Origin of the sequence: Streptomyces sp. NBC_01089 (assembly GCF_045162975.1) — a bacterium.
GTDB lineage: Bacteria > Actinomycetota > Actinomycetes > Streptomycetales > Streptomycetaceae > Streptomyces.
In genome coordinates, this window is record NZ_CP108660.1 from 2,123,753 (window position 1) to 2,139,852 (window position 16,100).

The 16,100-nt window shown below is 73.1% G+C and carries 12 protein-coding genes; 2 read left to right on the forward strand and 10 right to left on the reverse strand.

The window, feature by feature from the left end; translation table 11 throughout:
• Window positions 1-19: 19 nt before the first annotated feature.
• The gene (locus OG510_RS09260; protein WP_406136303.1) at window positions 20-712 is read right to left on the reverse strand and encodes an SDR family oxidoreductase; all 693 of its coding nucleotides are present in this window, start codon (window positions 710-712) and stop codon (window positions 20-22) included.
• Between the two features lie 174 nt (window positions 713-886).
• On the opposite strand from OG510_RS09260, the gene OG510_RS09265 reads away from it, so the two are divergent.
• Window positions 887-1,816 (forward strand): helix-turn-helix domain-containing protein, encoded by a 930-nt coding sequence (locus OG510_RS09265; RefSeq protein ID WP_406136304.1) that lies wholly within the window; start codon window positions 887-889, stop codon window positions 1,814-1,816.
• 162 nt (window positions 1,817-1,978) lie between these two features.
• Here OG510_RS09265 and OG510_RS09270 read toward each other — a convergent pair whose 3' ends face one another.
• Window positions 1,979-3,166: an MFS transporter gene (locus OG510_RS09270; RefSeq protein WP_406136305.1), complete on the reverse strand. Its 1,188-nt coding sequence runs from the start codon at window positions 3,164-3,166 to the stop codon at window positions 1,979-1,981.
• A gap of 58 nt (window positions 3,167-3,224) precedes the next feature.
• Here OG510_RS09270 and OG510_RS09275 point away from each other — a divergent pair, with 58 nt between their 5' ends.
• Complete coding sequence (locus OG510_RS09275) at window positions 3,225-4,190, forward strand: ArsR/SmtB family transcription factor (protein WP_406136306.1); 966 nt, start codon at window positions 3,225-3,227, stop codon at window positions 4,188-4,190.
• 31 nt (window positions 4,191-4,221) lie between these two features.
• On the opposite strand, the gene OG510_RS09280 is transcribed toward OG510_RS09275, so the two are convergent.
• From OG510_RS09280 to nusA, 8 genes are all read right to left on the reverse strand, one after another.
• Window positions 4,222-5,175 carry a bifunctional riboflavin kinase/FAD synthetase gene (locus OG510_RS09280; protein WP_406136307.1) on the reverse strand — a complete coding sequence of 318 codons (954 nt, stop codon included), beginning with the start codon at window positions 5,173-5,175 and terminating at the stop codon, window positions 4,222-4,224.
• Window positions 5,176-5,224: 49 nt separating this feature from the next.
• The gene (locus tag OG510_RS09285) at window positions 5,225-9,310 is read right to left on the reverse strand and encodes a trypsin-like peptidase domain-containing protein (protein ID WP_406142341.1); all 4,086 of its coding nucleotides are present in this window, start codon (window positions 9,308-9,310) and stop codon (window positions 5,225-5,227) included.
• A 226-nt stretch (window positions 9,311-9,536) separates the two neighbouring features.
• Window positions 9,537-10,436 carry a tRNA pseudouridine(55) synthase TruB gene (gene truB / locus OG510_RS09290; protein WP_406136309.1) on the reverse strand — a complete coding sequence of 300 codons (900 nt, stop codon included), beginning with the start codon at window positions 10,434-10,436 and terminating at the stop codon, window positions 9,537-9,539.
• Window positions 10,433-10,912, reverse strand: a complete 480-nt coding sequence (rbfA, locus tag OG510_RS09295) for a 30S ribosome-binding factor RbfA (protein ID WP_164267660.1) — start codon at window positions 10,910-10,912, stop codon at window positions 10,433-10,435. The genes truB and rbfA overlap by 4 nt, the downstream gene beginning before the upstream one ends.
• A gap of 26 nt (window positions 10,913-10,938) precedes the next feature.
• Window positions 10,939-11,235: a DUF503 domain-containing protein gene (locus tag OG510_RS09300; protein ID WP_406136310.1), complete on the reverse strand. Its 297-nt coding sequence runs from the start codon at window positions 11,233-11,235 to the stop codon at window positions 10,939-10,941.
• A 193-nt stretch (window positions 11,236-11,428) separates the two neighbouring features.
• Entirely contained in the window at window positions 11,429-14,536 is a 3,108-nt protein-coding gene (gene infB / locus OG510_RS09305) for a translation initiation factor IF-2 (RefSeq protein ID WP_406136311.1), read from the reverse strand.
• Between the two features lie 147 nt (window positions 14,537-14,683).
• The gene (locus OG510_RS09310) at window positions 14,684-14,962 is read right to left on the reverse strand and encodes a YlxR family protein (protein ID WP_164267864.1); all 279 of its coding nucleotides are present in this window, start codon (window positions 14,960-14,962) and stop codon (window positions 14,684-14,686) included.
• 122 nt (window positions 14,963-15,084) lie between these two features.
• Window positions 15,085-16,098, reverse strand: coding sequence for a transcription termination factor NusA (gene nusA / locus OG510_RS09315; protein ID WP_164267863.1), 1,014 nt, complete (start codon window positions 16,096-16,098; stop codon window positions 15,085-15,087).
• Window positions 16,099-16,100: the final 2 nt, after the last annotated feature.

The window sequence follows — 16,100 nt, forward strand, 5'->3', positions numbered from 1 at the left end:
GTGTGGCAACCGGGCGTGGTCAGACGGGCTGGCCCAGGGGCCGGATGGTCAGGGTGTTGAGGTCGACGCCCGTCGGCTGGTCCAGGGCGAAGCAGATGGCCTCGGCGATGGGCTGGGGAGGCAGGGCGAAGGGGGGAACGCCTGCGCCCTGCCAGAAGGGGGTGTCGATCATGCCGGGGTTGACGAGAGTGACACCGATGCCGCGGGTCGTCGCGTGCAGGCGCAGGTTCTCGGCCAGTCCGGTGGTGGCCCACTTGGTGGCCGAGTAGAGGTTGGCGGAAGAGTTCTTCAGCCCGGCGACGCTGCCGATGAGCACCAGCCGTCCGCCGGTGGCTTCGAGGTGGGGCAGGGTGGCATGGGCCAGCAGCGCGGGGCCGAGGACGTTGGTGAGGACCATGGGCGACCACAGCGTGGGGTCGCCGGCCCCGATGGAGTCACCGGACATGAATCCGGCGTTGGCCACCGCCGCGTCAAGGGCACCGAAATGCGCCACGGTACGGTTCACGGCCGACTCGGTGGCCTGCCAGTCCGCCGCGTCCGCGACCAGGCCCAGCAGGCGGTCGGAGTGACCGGCCTCGTCGAGGAACGCCTTCAGTCTGCTCTCGTTGCGGCCGGTGACGGCCACGCGGTGGCCGCGGTCGATGAGCAACCGCGCGGTGTGGGCGCCGATACCGCTGGTCGCGCCGGTGATCAGTACGGTCTTGCTGGTCATGGTCATGCTCCTGAAGCGTGAGGGGGACGGCGGACGGCGGCCTGGGATGAAGGTGCACCGTTCAAGTCCGCCGACCCCAGGGAACCGGCGCCGTCGGAGACGGGCAAGGCCGCGTTTATGGGGGGTATAAACACAACCTCTCTCTGTCGGCCGGACCATGGGTATCGTGGCCGAATGGAACCTCCGCCCGGACACCGCACCGGGAGTCGCACGGACAACCGCTCGGACATCCGCGACTTCCTCATCAGCCGGCGCGCCAAGCTCCCCCCGGAGCGGGTCGGACTGCCCACCAGCCGACGACGCCGCGTTCCGGGACTCCGTCGCGAGGAGGTCGCGGCCCTCGCCGGTGTGAGCACCGAGTGGTACACACGGCTGGAGAAGGGCCACATCAGTGGCGTCTCCGATGACGTGCTGGAAGCGGTCGCGCAGGCATTGCGCCTCAATGAGGACGAGCGCACCTACCTGCTCGCTCTGGCCAGAGCGGCTCGCCCCGCCCGCCGCAGGTCGCACCGCCGCAAGGACGTCGAGATCCCGTCTTCCGTCCAGTGGATGGTGGACTCCATGACCATGGCCCCCGCCTTCGTACGCAACGGACATCTGGACATCGTCGCGAGCAACGCGCTGTGCAGGGCGCTGTACTCACCGATGTTCGACAGCGACACCACCGGCGACCGGGGCTGCGCCAATTTCCCCCGTTACTTCTTCCTCGACCCCGGCTCCCCCGACTACTTCGTCGACTGGGAGGAAGGCGCGAGGGCCACGGTCGCGGTGCTCCGCGCCGAAGCCGGACGCGAACCCCACGACCGGGCCCTGCGTGAGCTCGTCGGCGAACTGTCCACGCTCAGCCCCGACTTCCGCACCATGTGGGCCAGTCATGACGTCCGGATCCATCACGAAGGCGTCAAGCGGCTGGACCATCCCGAGGTCGGCCGTCTGGAGATGACCTTCCGCTCACTGAACCTGCCCCTGCCTCAACGGGCCGTCCACGACCTGACCGTCTACACGGCCGAGCCGGGCACCCCCTCGGAGGACCGCCTCAGACTCCTCGCCAGTTGGACAGCACCACAGCCCCCATCCACGGAACCGGTCCGCCCGCCCGGCTGACCTCACGCGTTCATGAGGCGGCTGCCCAGCGGAGGACCCCGGGGGTCCCGGATCTTCTCTCCAACACCTCCTGCGCGTGGCCCTTCACCTCTTGCCTGGGCCACAGCTTTTGCGATCACCGAGTTGCCCGTGCATGGCCACTGAGCCGGTGCGCCGGCGCGGTCAGGGGGCCGGCCGCACCGGCGCCACGGGTGCCGGGGCCCGCAGTCCCCGTACCAGGGCCAGGGACACGGCGACGGACAGCGCGGCCATCACCGCCATGGCCGTCGCGGCCGAGGTGCGCTGGGCCACGGCTCCCGCGAGGGCGGCGCCCACCCCCTGGAGTGTGAGCATTCCCGAGGTGTGCAGGCCGAGCGACTGGCCCTGGATGTCGTCCGGGGTCAGTTCGACCAGACGCTCCATCAGGACCAGGCTCGCCGCGTATCCGACCGAGGCCAGCACGACGGCCGCCAGCGCGAGTGGCAGCCCGGGCCGGACCGCGAAGACCAGATAGGGCGCGGCGAGCAGGAACCGCAGCGGGGTGGCGATCCGGGCCCGCCACCGCGGGGGCACGATCCGGCCGACCGTCACATCCCCGGCCAGCATCCCGAACGCGGCGACCGCGAGCAGCAGCCCCGCGTGCCCGGGTGCGTACGGCACGAAGACCGACTCGCAGCCGACGATCAGCCCGTTGGGCACCCAGAGCGCGAGGTAGACGTACCGGCGCGGCGCCGACGACCAGATCAGCCGGTTGACGCGCCAGGTCTCCCGGACCGAAGGGCGGCCCGCCGACCGGGCCGGCCGGCTGCTGAGCCCGCCGAGCGCGACGGCCGCGGCGGCCAGGGCGAGCGCGGCGGCGACGAGCAGTGCGCCGCGTGGCGACAGTGCGGCGACGAGCGCCCCGCCGACCGCGAATCCGGCGATCTGCGTGATCCCGTTGGACATGTTCAGCGCCGAGCGCCCCAGGACGTACGCCTCCTGGGGCAGGATCTCGGCGAGCAGGCCGTAGCGCACCCCGCCGCCCACAGAGCCGGCCAGGCCGAGGGCGAACAGCACCGAGAAGGCGGCCGGGAGCGGCAGGCCCGGGAGCGCGAGGGCCGCTGCGCCCGCCGCGGCCGTCGCCGCGAGGCCGGTCTCCGCGGCCCGGGGCGGCAGCCGGTCGGCGGCGGAGAGCAGCGCCACCGCTCCGATGACCTGGGCGAAGGAGCCGCCGAACATACTCAGCGCGGCGAGCAGCGGGGAGTGGGTGGCCGAGAAGACCAGCGAGGCCAGGGCGATGCCGCTCACGGTCGAGCCCACGCCCAGGAGCGAGACCGAGACGAAGAGCGGGGTGAACTCCGGGACGCCGAAGAGCTGTCGGTAGGTGCGCATGCGCCGGATTCTGACCGGGCGCCGGGCCGGAGGATAATGTTTCGCAAGGGGGCGAAACATGGGGCTGTGGGTCATCGACGCGGACACCCTGGCGCGCAGCCGGTTTGTGATCTCCCAGTTCAGTGAGGCTTTCGCCTGTCTGGTGATGCTGGAGTCGGGGCAGACCGGGCACCCGGGTGAGCTGTCCTGGCTGGCCGCGCACCGGCCTGCCTACCAGGAGCTGCTGGACGCGGACCCGGTCACCCGGCTGCTGGTGCGGACCGGTCTGCGGCCGCACTGGATCGCCGACTTCCTGTCCCCCACACCGCCCTCGGAGGACGAATCGGAATTCCACCGCGAGCTGGCCGTGGTCCGCGCCACCCCGCCGGCCGAGGCCCGCCACGACCTCGCCCACGGCGCGGGCGGCCGGCTTCCCGGCGCGCTGGACCGGGACGATCTGCCCGGCCGCGCGGCCGACCTGCTGGAGTGGGTGTGGACGGAGACCGTCCTGCCGTACTGGCCCCGGCGGCGGCGCCTCTTCGAGGCGGACATCCTGGCCCGCACCCGGCAGCTCACGAAGGGCGGCTGGGCGGCGGCGCTGGACGACATCCGGCCGGGGATGCGCTGGCTGGGCGAGGGCCGGCTGCGGATCAACCACGGCGCGTACGAGCCGCAGGAGGTCTCGGGTGCGCAGCTGCTGTTCGTGCCGGCGAGCGGGCGCAGCGGTTGGGTCTCGTGGGACAGGCCGCACCGTTTCTCCGCCGTCTACCCCTGTACGGGGCCGCTGTCGGAGCCGGTGCGGGCGGCCGTGCCCGGGGCGCTCGGCAGGCTGCTGGGCAGTGGGCGGGCCGGTGTTCTGCTGCTGCTCGACACCCCGAAGAGCACGACACAGCTGGTCGCCCTCTCGGGTCAGGCCCTGGGGTCGGTGGGCCGTCATCTCAGGGTTCTGCTGGACGCCGGTCTGGTGTTCAGACGGCGGGCCGGGCGGTCGGTGCTCTACTGCCGTACCGCGGCCGGGGACGTGCTGGTGGCCGCGCAGAGCTGAGCGCGTGGTGCGGAGCGTGCGCGGGACGCGGTCAGTGCGACTCGTACGCCTCGATGAGCGTCCGGCAGCGCTTCACGTCGTCCGCCATGGCCACCAGGAGCGCGTCGATCGAGTCGAACTTCTCCATGCCGCGTACGTAGGCGAGGAAGTCGACGGCGACATGCATGCCGTACAGGTCGAGGCCGACGCGGTCGATGGCGTACGCCTCGACGGTGCGCTCGCTGCCGTCGAACTGGGGGTTGCTGCCCACCGAGATCGCGGCGGGCATCCGTTCGCCGTCGGCGGTCAGCCATCCCGCGTACACCCCGTCCACAGGGATCGCGGTGTGCGGAAGCGTCTCGACGTTCGCCGTGGGGAAGCCCAGCTCACGGCCGCGCTGTGCGCCCCGGACCACCACGCCCTCGACGCGGTGCGGGCGGCCCAGGATCTCGGCGGCGCCGGTCATGTCGCCCTCGGCGACCAGTCGGCGGGTGAGGGTCGACGAGAACGGCTCGCCGCCGCCCGCCTCTCCGCTCACCGAGAGGTCGACGATGTCGACCTCGTAGTCGTACGTCGAGCCCAGCTCGGCGAGGAAGCCGACATTTCCGGCCGCCCGGTGGCCGAAGCGGAAGTTGGGGCCCTCGATCACGGCGCGGGCGTGCAATTTGTCGACCAGGACCTTCACGATGAAGTCGGCGGGCGACAGCTTCGAGAACTCGGTCGTGAAGGGGAGGATCAGCTGCGCGTCCACGCCCAGCTCCGCCATCAGCTCGGCGCGCCGGTGGTGCGGGGCGAGCAGCGGCGGGTGGCTGCCGGGCCGCACGACCTCGCTGGGGTGCGGGTCGAAGGTGACGACCACGGCGGGAACGCCCAGCTCACGCGCGCGCCGCACGGCCCGCCCGATGATCAGCTGATGGCCGCGGTGCACCCCGTCGTAGGAGCCGATGGTGACGACGCTGCGTCCCCAGTCCTGGGGAATGTCCTCCAAGCCACGCCAGCGCTGCACTGAGACCGCTCCTCGCCCGAACCCGTGTACATGATCAATGCCCTGCCAGTTACGCAGGTCTAAGACTGCCATGTCCGGCGCTCGCGGCGTGCATCGGCATCGGGGCCGCGGGCTCCCCGGCCGCGAGCCGGGTCTGCGGGCCGACGATCACGGCCCACTCCTGGGGTGCGCGGGCCAGCCAGTCGGCGAGCTGTCCTGCGAAGACGGGTGACCGTGTGGACAGTTCGGCCAGCAGCCGGTCGAGCGCGGCCGCGCCGTCGGGTGTACGGACCAGCAGCAGTCCCGCGCGGTGGACCAGGTCACGGGTCCTGGCTTCGGCACGGTGGGCGGCCCCGTCCGCCGCGGCCCGCACCAGGGCCTCCAGGACGGCCGCACCGTCCCTGGCCTCGAACCGCTCGTACTCCAGCAGTACGTCGAGCAGCTCGGCCCGCATCGCGCGCGAGCCCTGGCCGCCGGGCGCGGCGAGCACCGGGGCCAGCGCCTCGCGCACCCGGCTCGGGCGGCCCCGCAGCAAGCCGGTGACCAGCGGGAAGACAACGGCGCGGGCGGCCGGGCCGTCCTCCAGGCGGCGGTCGACGAAGGTGGCCGCGTGCACGGCGCCCGGCGGGTGGCGGTCGATGTACTCGTGGACGAGCGCGGCGGCGCGGCGGGCCTGGGCGGGGTCGCTGACCCCGGCGAGTGCGCTCAGTACCGGGCCCGCCGCGTCCGGCCGCGACCGCAGGACCGCTTCGAAGGCGGCGAACACGGGGTCGGGGTGGGTGGGCAGGGCGACGGCGAGCGCGGCGGCGGGCAGTTTCGTCCCGCCGGACTCGAAGAGGGCCAGGGCGCGCGGCAGATGCCGGGCGCGGGTGGCCGGGTCGCTGATGAGCAGGGCCAGGGCGGGGCCGTGCAGTCCGGTGTCGCCGGGGCGGGCGAGCAGCGCAAGGGCCGCGTACCGCAGCAGTTCGCTGTCGGGTCCTGTCCTGGCGTGCACGGCGGCCCGCGCGGCCTGCCGGGCCGCCGCCGCCCGGCGCTCGGGCCGGTCGTCGTGCGCCCAGCGGTCCACGGCGCGGCAGAGCGCGGACGTCTCGTCCTCGGCGAGCGCGGCGAGCAGTTCGTCGGCGCGGGGGTGGTCCGTGGCGACGAGCGCTTCCGCGAGGTCGTCGACGGCCAGTCCGCGCCGGGTGTACAGCAGCGCCTGGGCGGCCCCGGCGACGGTGGGCCGCAGCTCGGCCCCGGCGTCGGACGGCAGCAGCCGCTCGTCGCCGAACCAGCGGCACAGCAGTGGCTGTACGGTCCTGGGCTCGGCGGCGAGCCGCCGGGCGGCCGCGTCCAGATAGCGGTCGGCGGACCGCGCACCGGGCACACCGTCGGCGGGCACCAGGCGCCGCAGCAGATCGAGGCGGTGGCTCTCGCCGAGCCGCAGCCGCTCCCAGAACGCGCTGTCGAAGACGCGGAATCCGCCGAGCCCGCGGGGTCCGCCCGCGCGGACCGACAGCAGGGTGATCCGGTCGGCGAGGAGCCGCAGGACACCGATGTACGGCCGGGCGTCCGGCACACGCAGCAGCACATCGGCGAGCAGCCGCGCCGCCCACCACTCGGGGTCGGCGAGCGCCGCGACGGGCTGCGGTTCTCCCCCGGGGAGGGGTTCGCCCCCGGGAAGGGGTGCCCCGTGTGTGCCGTCGGCGTGCGGGCCATCCGCGTGCGGGCCATCCGCGTGCGGGCCATGGGCATGCGGGCCGAGCATCGGCGCACTGGATGGCCCCGGTCCTGACGGTCCTGACGTGCCCAGGGCAGAGGCACCCGAGGCGGGTGTCGCCGGACCGGACATGCCCCGGGCCGACGTCGATGGACCTGCCACACCCCAGTCGGGCGCGCCCTGGCCGGACGTACCCGAGACGGAGACACGCCGGTCGGATACACCCGGTCCGGACATACCCTGGCCGGGCGTACCCGGGACGGACACACGCCGGCCAGACTCCCCCGGGCCGGACACAGCCCGGCTGGGCTCACCCGGTCCGGACACACCCCCGCCGGCCAAGCCCATGCCGTCGCCGTCCGGTGCAACGAGGCCGCGGGGCGGGTCCTGGGGCCGGGCGGTGGCGCGCGTTGCCTGCCTGGGCACCGACGGCACGGGCTCCGCACCCTCCGCGCCCTCCGTACCCTCTGCGCCCTCTGCAGCCTCCGCACCGCGCCCCGGCCCCCGGCTCTGCTCCCGGCCCGGCCCCGGTGTCCGTGGCCCCGGCGGCGCGTCCTGCATCCGGTCCAGCGCCTCGGTCAACTCGCGCAGCCGACGGCCCAGTTCGTGGTGGCCGTGGCGGCGTCCGAGCAGCAGCAGTGCCTGGACCACCGGACCTGCCCGGTGCCGGGGCACGGTCGGCGGGCGCGGCACAGCGGCGGCGCCCGCCCGCTCCGGGAGCCGGGCGGCGGCCCCGGCGGCCTGCTCCGCCGCGCGGCGGTGGACCAGTGCGTACAACGCGCCGTCCACATCGAGGTGTTCGCCCTGCACCCAGTCGGCCAGCTCACCGTGTGCGAAGCGGTATCCGGCGCCCGCCGGGGTCAGCAGCCCCTCGGTCAGCACCGCCGAAGCCCAGCCGGTACGCCACGGGAACAGCTCCTCGAAGGAGGCCCGGTCCAACTCCCCCTGGCCCGGCCCCAGACAGCGCCGCGCCGCCTCGTGCACCCGGCCCGAGACCGTCGCCGCGAGACGGCGCACCTCGGCTCCACGGGGCGCGGGGCGCCGCGCGGCCGCGATCCGTACGGCGGTCCGCAGACACAGCAGGTCCAGATACGCGGTGAACACGTCCTCACGGGCGGGCCTGCCGTCCACCCCGTCGGGAATCGCGGCCCGCACCTCGGCGAGCATCCGCAGCGTGAGCGGATGGCCCGCGTCCTCCGGGGCGAGCATCCCCTCCGGGATGCCGTAGCGCTGCCTGGCCCGCTCGGCCTCGCGCGGCGGCAGGTCCCCGATCCGTACGCACTCCGCGCCCCGCGGGCCGAGCAGCCCCGCCGCCTGCTCCCAGTACTCGGGACGGCAGCCGACCACCATCCGCACCCCGTGCGCGCACAGCCAGCGTGTGGTGGCCGCCGCCCACTCCGGCAGCGCGCCCGCGGGCAGCGGCGCCATCTCCTCCGGCGCGTCCAGCAGGATGAGCAGCGGCTGTCCCGCCGCGGCCGCGAGGTCGGCGACGCGCTCCGGGGTGGCACGGTCCAGACCGTCGGCGCCGACGATCCGTCCGGCCTGCCGGACCGTACGGGCCACCGCGTCGGCGACGGAGCCATCGGCGGCGCGCAGATCGGCGCCGCGCAGCCAGACCGTGGGGGCGGGCTGCGCGCCGCGGGCCCTGCGGGCCGCGAGGGCGGTGAGCTCCGTCGTCCGCCCGGTGCCGGGCGCGCCCACCAGGCCGAGCACCGGCCCGCCGTCCGCCCGGAAGCCGTCGAGCGCGGCGGCGATACCGGGCCGCTCGACCGGGTCGCGCCACAGCTCGGCGGAGCCCGCGGCGCCGACCGATGTGGCGGTCAGCTCGAGGACGGCCGCCAGGTTGAGGTCGCGGCCGTAGCCGGGGACGGTCGCGGCGTTGCGCCGCAGCAGCGGGGCGAGCGCGGCGCCGCGCAGCGGAACGGCGAGGCCGGCCACCGGGCGCTCGCCCAGGAAGGTGGTGCCGAGCACCGCGAGCACGGCGCCGGTCGAGGCGTCCACGACGGGGCCGCCCGCCGCTCCGCCGCCCGGCCGGAGCGCGTCGCTGCCCTGGGTGCCGAGCGCCAGCTCCAGGGCGGCGGGGCGGTGGCAGCGGCCGTCCGCCGGGTAGGTCACGGTGGTCTCGCCCAGGACGCGTGCGGCGCGCCAGCCGAGCGCGGCGACGCGCACATAGGTGCCGGTGTCCACCGTGTCCCGGACGGCGACGGGCAGCGGAGCCACCCCGAGGTCCTCGCTCCGGATCAGGGCCAGCCCCAGCTCGGGCAGTGCGGTGACTGCTCCGGGCCCGGCGCAGCACGACCGGCCGGCCGCCCCGTACAGCACGGCGCCGGTGAGGCCGGCGACCACCTCGTGGCCGGTCACCACCGTGCCCCGGTCATCGGCGACGAAGCCGGTGCCTCGCAGGCGTCCCGCCGGATCGCAGACGCGTACCAGCGTCTCCCGGTCCCCGTTTCCCACCCCGTTTCCCACCCCACTGCCCATGGTCAGACCGTAGGCACGCGGTGATCGCCGGGAGAAGGACACCGGCCGAAAGCGCCCCCTTGCGCTCCGGGCGTTCACTCCGAGCGCCTGGCCAAACGAGTGAATCGCGGGGCCGCGATGGACAGACCCCTTGCGAGGGGGATCGTGGAGCGGGCAGGTGGTCCTGCCCGCTCCACGGTGGGTCCGCGGGGGCGGCGTCCGGTCAGCCGAAGACGGCGAGGCTCTTGGCCTTGCCGTTCTCCTCCTCGACCAGGGCGAGCAGGCGCTCGTCCGGGCCAAAGGCGGCCACGGCCCCTGCCGGGTATCCGGGCATGTCGAGCCGAACACCGTTGAGCAGCAGCCTGGCCCGCCTCTCGTCCACGTCCCAGCGGGGGAAGGCTGCAGCGGCTGCGTCCGCGGCCGGCATCACCGTCAGCTCCTCCTGGAGCTGGTCCAGCGTTCGGGCGGTGTCAAGACCGTACGGGCCGACCCTGGTACGGCGCAGCGCCGTCAGATGGCCGCCGACCCCGGTGGCCGCCCCGAGGTCACGGGCAATGGCGCGGATGTACGTACCGGACGAGCAGACCACCGAGACGACCAGGTCGACGACGGGCGTCCCGTCGTCGGCGACGGCCGGGCGGACGTCGTACACCCGGAACGAGGAGACGGTCACCGGACGGGCCGGGATGTCGAACTCCTCGCCGCCGCGCACCCGCGCGTACGAACGTTTTCCGTCGATCTTGATGGCGCTGACCTTGGACGGCACCTGCATGATGGCGCCGGTCTGCTCGGCCACTCCGGCGTCGATGGCCTCACGGGTCACCGCCGACGCGTCGGCGGACGAGGTGATCTCGCCCTCGGCGTCATCGGTGACGGTGTTCTGGCCGAGCCGGATCGTACCGAGGTACTCCTTCTCGGTCAGCGCGAGATGGCCGAGCATCTTGGTGGCCCTCTCGACCCCGAGGACGAGGACGCCGGTGGCCATCGGGTCGAGGGTGCCCGCGTGGCCGACCCGGCGGGTCTTCGCGATCCCGCGCATCTTGGCCACGACGTCGTGCGAAGTGAAGCCGGACGGCTTGTCGACGATGACAAGGCCGTCCGGCACGGAGTTCTGCTGTGTCATGCGGAGGCGTTGTCCCCGTCGTCGTCGCCGGACGCGGCGGCCTCGTCGGCCTCGTCCTCCGGCTTGCGGTACGGGTCGGCCCCGCCGGCGTACGTGGCGCCGGACGACGCCTCGCGCACCTTGGCGTCCGACGCCCTGGCCCGGTCGAGGAGGTCCTCGATCGCCTTGGCGTTCTCCGGCAGCGCGTCGGCCACGAAGGCGAGGGTGGGCGTGAACTTCGTCCCCGCCGCCGCACCGACCGCCGACCGCAGGATGCCCTTGGCGCTCTCCAGACCGGCCGCGGCGCTCGCCCGCTCCTCGTCGTCCCCGTAGACCGTGTAGAAGACCGTGGCCTCCCGCAGGTCACCGGTGACGCGGGTGTCCGTGATGGTCACGTGCGTGCCCAGACGGGGGTCCTTGATGCCGCGCTGCAGTTTCTCGGCGACCACCTCCTGGATGAGGTCCGCCAGCTTTTTCGCCCGCGCGTTGTCGGCCACTGGTCCGTCTCCTTCTCGAGCCTTGCTCAATCGTCTTCGTCGCCGTGCAGCCGCCGTCGTACGGACAGCAGCTCCACCTCGGGCCGGGCGGCGACAAGCCGCTCGCACCGGTCGAGTACATCAGTGAGGTGCTCCGTCCCGCCGGACACGACCGCGAGGCCGATCCTGGCCCTGCGGTACAGATCCTGGTCGCCGACCTCGGCCGCGCTCACCGCGAACTTGCGCTGGAGTTCGGCCACGATGGGCCGGACGACGGAGCGTTTCTCCTTCAGTGACCGTACGTCGCCGAGCAGGAGATCGAAGGACAGTGTCCCTACATACATGCATGTCCGGATGTCCCGCCGGTTCGGGGTCGCGCCCCGCCAACCGCTTGGCGGGGACACCAGAACCGTACACGCAACGGCCGGGGCCGCTCGACGGATATAACTCCCGCCGAACGGCCCCGACCACTGCGCTGCCCTGGGGCTGCGCCCGGCCGGTCCGTACCGCTCGGGTACGGACCGGCCGCGATACGGATCAGCCGCGGGGCTTCTCGCGCATCTCGTACGTCGCGATGACGTCGTCGATCTTGATGTCGTTGAAGTTGCCGAGGTTGATACCGCCCTCGAACCCTTCGCGGATCTCGGTGACGTCGTCCTTGAAGCGGCGCAGACCGGAGATGTTGAGGTTCTCCGCGACGACCTTGCCGTCACGCAGCAGGCGCGCCTTGGTGTTGCGCTTGACCTCGCCGGACCTGACCAGCACACCGGCGATGTTGCCCAGCTTGGACGAGCGGAAGATCTCGCGGATCTCCGCCGTGCCGAGCTCGACCTCTTCGTACTCCGGCTTGAGCATGCCCTTGAGGGCCGCTTCGATCTCTTCGATCGCCTGGTAGATGACCGAGTAGTACCGGACGTCCACACCTTCGCGCTCGGCCATCTGCGCGGCACGCCCTGCGGCGCGCACGTTGAAGCCGATGACGATGGCGTCGGAGCCGGTCGCCAGGTCGATGTCCGACTCGGTGACCGCACCCACACCGCGGTGCAGGATCCGGATGTCGACCTCTTCACCGACGTCGAGCTGGAGCAGCGAGGACTCGAGAGCCTCCACCGAACCGGACGCGTCGCCCTTGATGATGAGGTTGAGCTCCTGGACCAGACCGGCCTTGAGCGCCTCGTCCAGGTTCTCCAGGGAGAACCTGACGCCCTTGCGGGCGAAGTTGGCGTTGCGCTCACGGGCGGCACGCTTCTCGGCGATCTGACGGGCCGTACGGTCCTCGTCGACCACCAGGAAGTTGTCGCCCGCACCCGGGACGTTGGTGAGACCCAGTACGAGGACGGGGGTCGAGGGACCCGCTTCCTCCAGGTTGTTGCCGTTGTCGTCGAGCATCGCCCGGACCCGGCCGTACGCGTCGCCGACGACCATCGTGTCGCCGATGCGCAGCGTGCCGCGCTGGACGAGGACGGTCGAGACGGCACCGCGGCCCTTGTCCAGGTGGGACTCGATCGCAATACCCTGCGCGTCCTGCTCCGGGTTGGCCCGCAGGTCGAGCGAGGCGTCGGCGGTGAGGACGACGGCCTCCAGGAGGGAATCGATGTGGAGACCCTGCTTGGCGGAGATGTCGACGAACATCGTGTCGCCGCCGTACTCCTCGGCCACCAGCCCGAACTCGGTGAGCTGACCGCGCACCTTGGTCGGGTCCGCGCCCTCGACGTCGATCTTGTTGACCGCGACGACGATCGGCACACCGGCCGCCTTGACGTGGTTCAGCGCCTCGATCGTCTGGGGCATCACACCGTCGTTCGCCGCCACCACGAGGATCGCGATGTCGGTGGACTTCGCACCACGGGCACGCATGGCGGTGAACGCCTCGTGACCCGGGGTGTCGATGAAGGTGATACGGCGGTCCTCGCCGTTGACCTCGGAGGAGACCTGGTAGGCACCGATGTGCTGGGTGATGCCGCCGGCCTCGCCCGCGATGACGTTCGTCTTGCGGATCGCGTCGAGCAGCCGGGTCTTACCGTGGTCGACGTGACCCATGACGGTGACGACCGGCGGGCGCGAGACGAGAGCCTCTTCGCCGCCCTCGTCCTCGCCGAACTCGATGTCGAAGGACTCGAGCAGCTCGCGGTCCTCCTCCTCGGGGCTGACGATCTCCAGGACGAAGTTCATCTCGTCCGCGAGGAGCTTCAGCGTCTCGTCCGGGACGGACTGCGTCGCAGTGACCATCTCGCCGAGGTTCAGCATCACGCCGACGAGCGACGCCGGGTTCGCGTTGATCTTCTCCGCGAAGTCGGTGAGGGACGCGCCGCGGGACAGCCGGACAGCCTGCCCGTTGCCGCGGGGCAGCATGACACCGCCCACCGACGGGGCCTGCATCGACTCGTACTCCTGGCGCCTCTGCCGCTTCGACTTGCGGCCACGGCGGGCGGGCCCGCCGGGACGGCCGAAGGCACCCTGTGTGCCACCGCGGCCACCGGGGCCGCCGGGACGGCCCGAGAAACCGGGACGTCCACCGAAGCCACCACCGGGAGCGCCGCCGCCGGGACGGCCGCCGAAGCCACCGCCACCGCCGGGACGACCGCCGCCGCCGGGACCTGCCGGACGTCCGGCGAAGCCGCCGCCGCCCGGACGGGCGCCGCCGCCGGGACGGCCTGCGCCGCCGCCGGGACCACGGCCGCCACCGCCGGGACCGCCACCGGGACGGGGGCTGGCGGCGGGACGCTGCGGCATCATGCCGGGGTTGGGACGGTTACCGCTGGGGGCGCCGCCGGGACGCGGGGCGCCGCCCTGCGGACGGGGCATGCCGCCGGGGCTGGGACGGGCGCCGCCCTGACCCTGGCCCTGGGGGCGCGGAGCGCCACCGGGACCACCCTGCGGGCGCGGGCCGCCGGGGCGGTCCTGGCCGCCGCCGGGACGCGGGGCGCCACCGGGACGGGGTGCCTGCGGGCGGGCCATGCCGGTGGAGCCACCGGAGGTGAACGGGTTGTTGCCCGGACGGGGACCGGACGGGCGGTTGCCGCCGGGGCGCGGGGCGCCCTGGCCGGCCGGCCGTGCCGGACGCTCGCCGCCGCGGCCACCGTCACGCTGACCGCCGGCCGGGGCCGGACGGGCGTTCGTGGGACGGGGACCCGGGGTGGCACCCGAGGGACGCGGGGTCTGCGGCGCCGCCGGCTGGGCCGGGGCAGGCGCGGAGAACTCGGCCGCCGGGACCGGAGCCGCCGGAGCGGGCTTGGCCGCGGGCTTCGGGCCGGGACGCGGACCCGGGGCGGCCGGGGAGGGCGCCGACGGGGTGCTGGGGGCGCTGCTCTGCGGAGCCTCGGCTGCGGCCGGCTTGGGGGCCGGGACGCCGGGCTTCGGGGCAGCGGGACGGGCCGCGGCGGCCGGGGACGGCGCCGCAGGCGTGGAACCCGCACGGGGTGCGGGAGAGGGCGCGGCCTTGCGGGGCGCGCCAGGCTTGGCAGCGGACTTGCCGGCGTTGCCGCCGGGCCCCTGCAAAGCGTCGGTCAACTTGCGTACGACAGGCGCCTCGATCGTCGAGGACGCCGAACGTACGAATTCACCGAGTTCTTGGAGCTTGGCCATGACGACCTTGCTCTCAACTCCGAACTCCTTGGCGAGTTCGTATACCCGGACCTTAGCCACTTCGCTCCTTTTAGGTCCGGGTTACCGCCGGACCGTCGCTACTTCATGGGCGTACTCATCGCGTACTCATCGAGTGCTCATCGCAATCTCGACCTACTTCCAACTCGCGAGGTACCTGACCGCACGGGGACCCGTGCCGTTCACTTATTACGGTGCTGCCTGCCCGACATACTGGTTCAGTTCCGCGCTGTCGAGCGGCCCCCTGACCTTGAAGGCCCTGGAGAACGCCCGGCGGCGGACCGCCAGGTCGAGGCAGACCGAGGCGGGGTGCACGTACGCACCCCGGCCGGGCAGCGTACCGCGCGGATCAGGGGCGCATTTGCCCTCAACCACGACGATGCGCAGCAGTTCGCTCTTGGCCGTCCGCTCCCGGCATCCCACGCAGGTTCGCTCAGGGCACGCTCGGTCGACTGTCCGGCCAGACACGTTTAAGTCTACCTCCCCGTAACGACCCCACCCGATCGGGGCAGGAATCGAACGGATGTTGTCCTGAAGTTTTCCGCAGTCGTGCGGATACGGTCCCGGCCGGGCGGCCGGGGCCGTCGGGCTCAGCTCTCGTCGTCCCGGCCGCCGGACGGACCGTCGTCCGGCTCGGTGTCCGGGCGGATGTCGATACGCCAGCCGGTCAGCCGGGCGGCGAGGCGGGCGTTCTGCCCCTCCTTGCCGATGGCCAGGGAGAGCTGGTAGTCGGGGACCGTGACCCGCGCCGAGCGGGCGGCGAGGTCGACGATCTCGACCTTGCTGACCCGGGCGGGCGAGAGCGCGCTGGCCACCATCTCGGCCGGGTCGTCCGACCAGTCCACGATGTCGATCTTCTCGCCGAGCAGCTCGGCCATGACATTGCGGACGCGGCTGCCCATCGGGCCGATGCAGGCACCCTTCGGGTTGAGCCCCGACCGGGTCGACCGGACGGCGATCTTGCTGCGGTGACCGGCCTCGCGGGCGATGGCCTCGATGACGACCGAGCCGTCCGCGATCTCCGGGACCTCCAGCGCGAAGAGCTTCTTCACCAGGTTGGGGTGGGTGCGGGAGAGCGTCACGGACGGGCCGCGGACGCCCTTGGCCACCCGGACCACATAGGTGCGCAGCCGCAGCCCGTGCGAGTAGGTCTCGCCCGGCACCTGCTCCTGCACCGGCAGGATGGCCTCCAGTTTGCCGATGTCGACCAGCACGTTCCGCGGGTCCTTGCCCTGCTGGACGACCCCGGCGACGACGTCGCCCTCGCGTCCGGCGTACTCGCCGAAGGTCAGGTCGTCCTCCGCGTCCCGCAGCCGCTGCAGGATGACCTGCTTGGCGGTGGTCGCGGCGATCCGGCCGAAGTCGGACGGGGTGTCGTCGAACTCCCGGGCCTCCTGGCCCTCTTCGAGGTCGGCCGGGTCCTCCTTCGCCCAGACCGTCACATGACCGTTGTCGTGGTCGAGGCGCACGCGGGCGAGGCGGCGACTTCCCTCCGTGCGGTGGTAGGCGATGAGGAGGGCCGACTCGATCGCCTCGACCAGCAGGTCGAAGGAGATCTCCTTCTCCTTCGCCAAGCCCTTCAGAAGCTTTACGTCGATGTCCATGG

Coding starts and splice junctions, on each gene's coding strand:
- OG510_RS09260 (WP_406136303.1), bottom strand. CDS start 712: ATGACCAGCAAGACCGTACTGATCACCGGCGCGACCAGCGGTATCGGC.
- truB (WP_406136309.1), bottom strand. CDS start 10,436: ATGACACAGCAGAACTCCGTGCCGGACGGCCTTGTCATCGTCGACAAG.
- OG510_RS09265 (WP_406136304.1), top strand. CDS start 887: ATGGAACCTCCGCCCGGACACCGCACCGGGAGTCGCACGGACAACCGC.
- OG510_RS09275 (WP_406136306.1), top strand. CDS start 3,225: ATGGGGCTGTGGGTCATCGACGCGGACACCCTGGCGCGCAGCCGGTTT.
- nusA (WP_164267863.1), bottom strand. CDS start 16,098: ATGGACATCGACGTAAAGCTTCTGAAGGGCTTGGCGAAGGAGAAGGAG.
- OG510_RS09300 (WP_406136310.1), bottom strand. CDS start 11,235: ATGTATGTAGGGACACTGTCCTTCGATCTCCTGCTCGGCGACGTACGG.
- OG510_RS09270 (WP_406136305.1), bottom strand. CDS start 3,166: ATGCGCACCTACCGACAGCTCTTCGGCGTCCCGGAGTTCACCCCGCTC.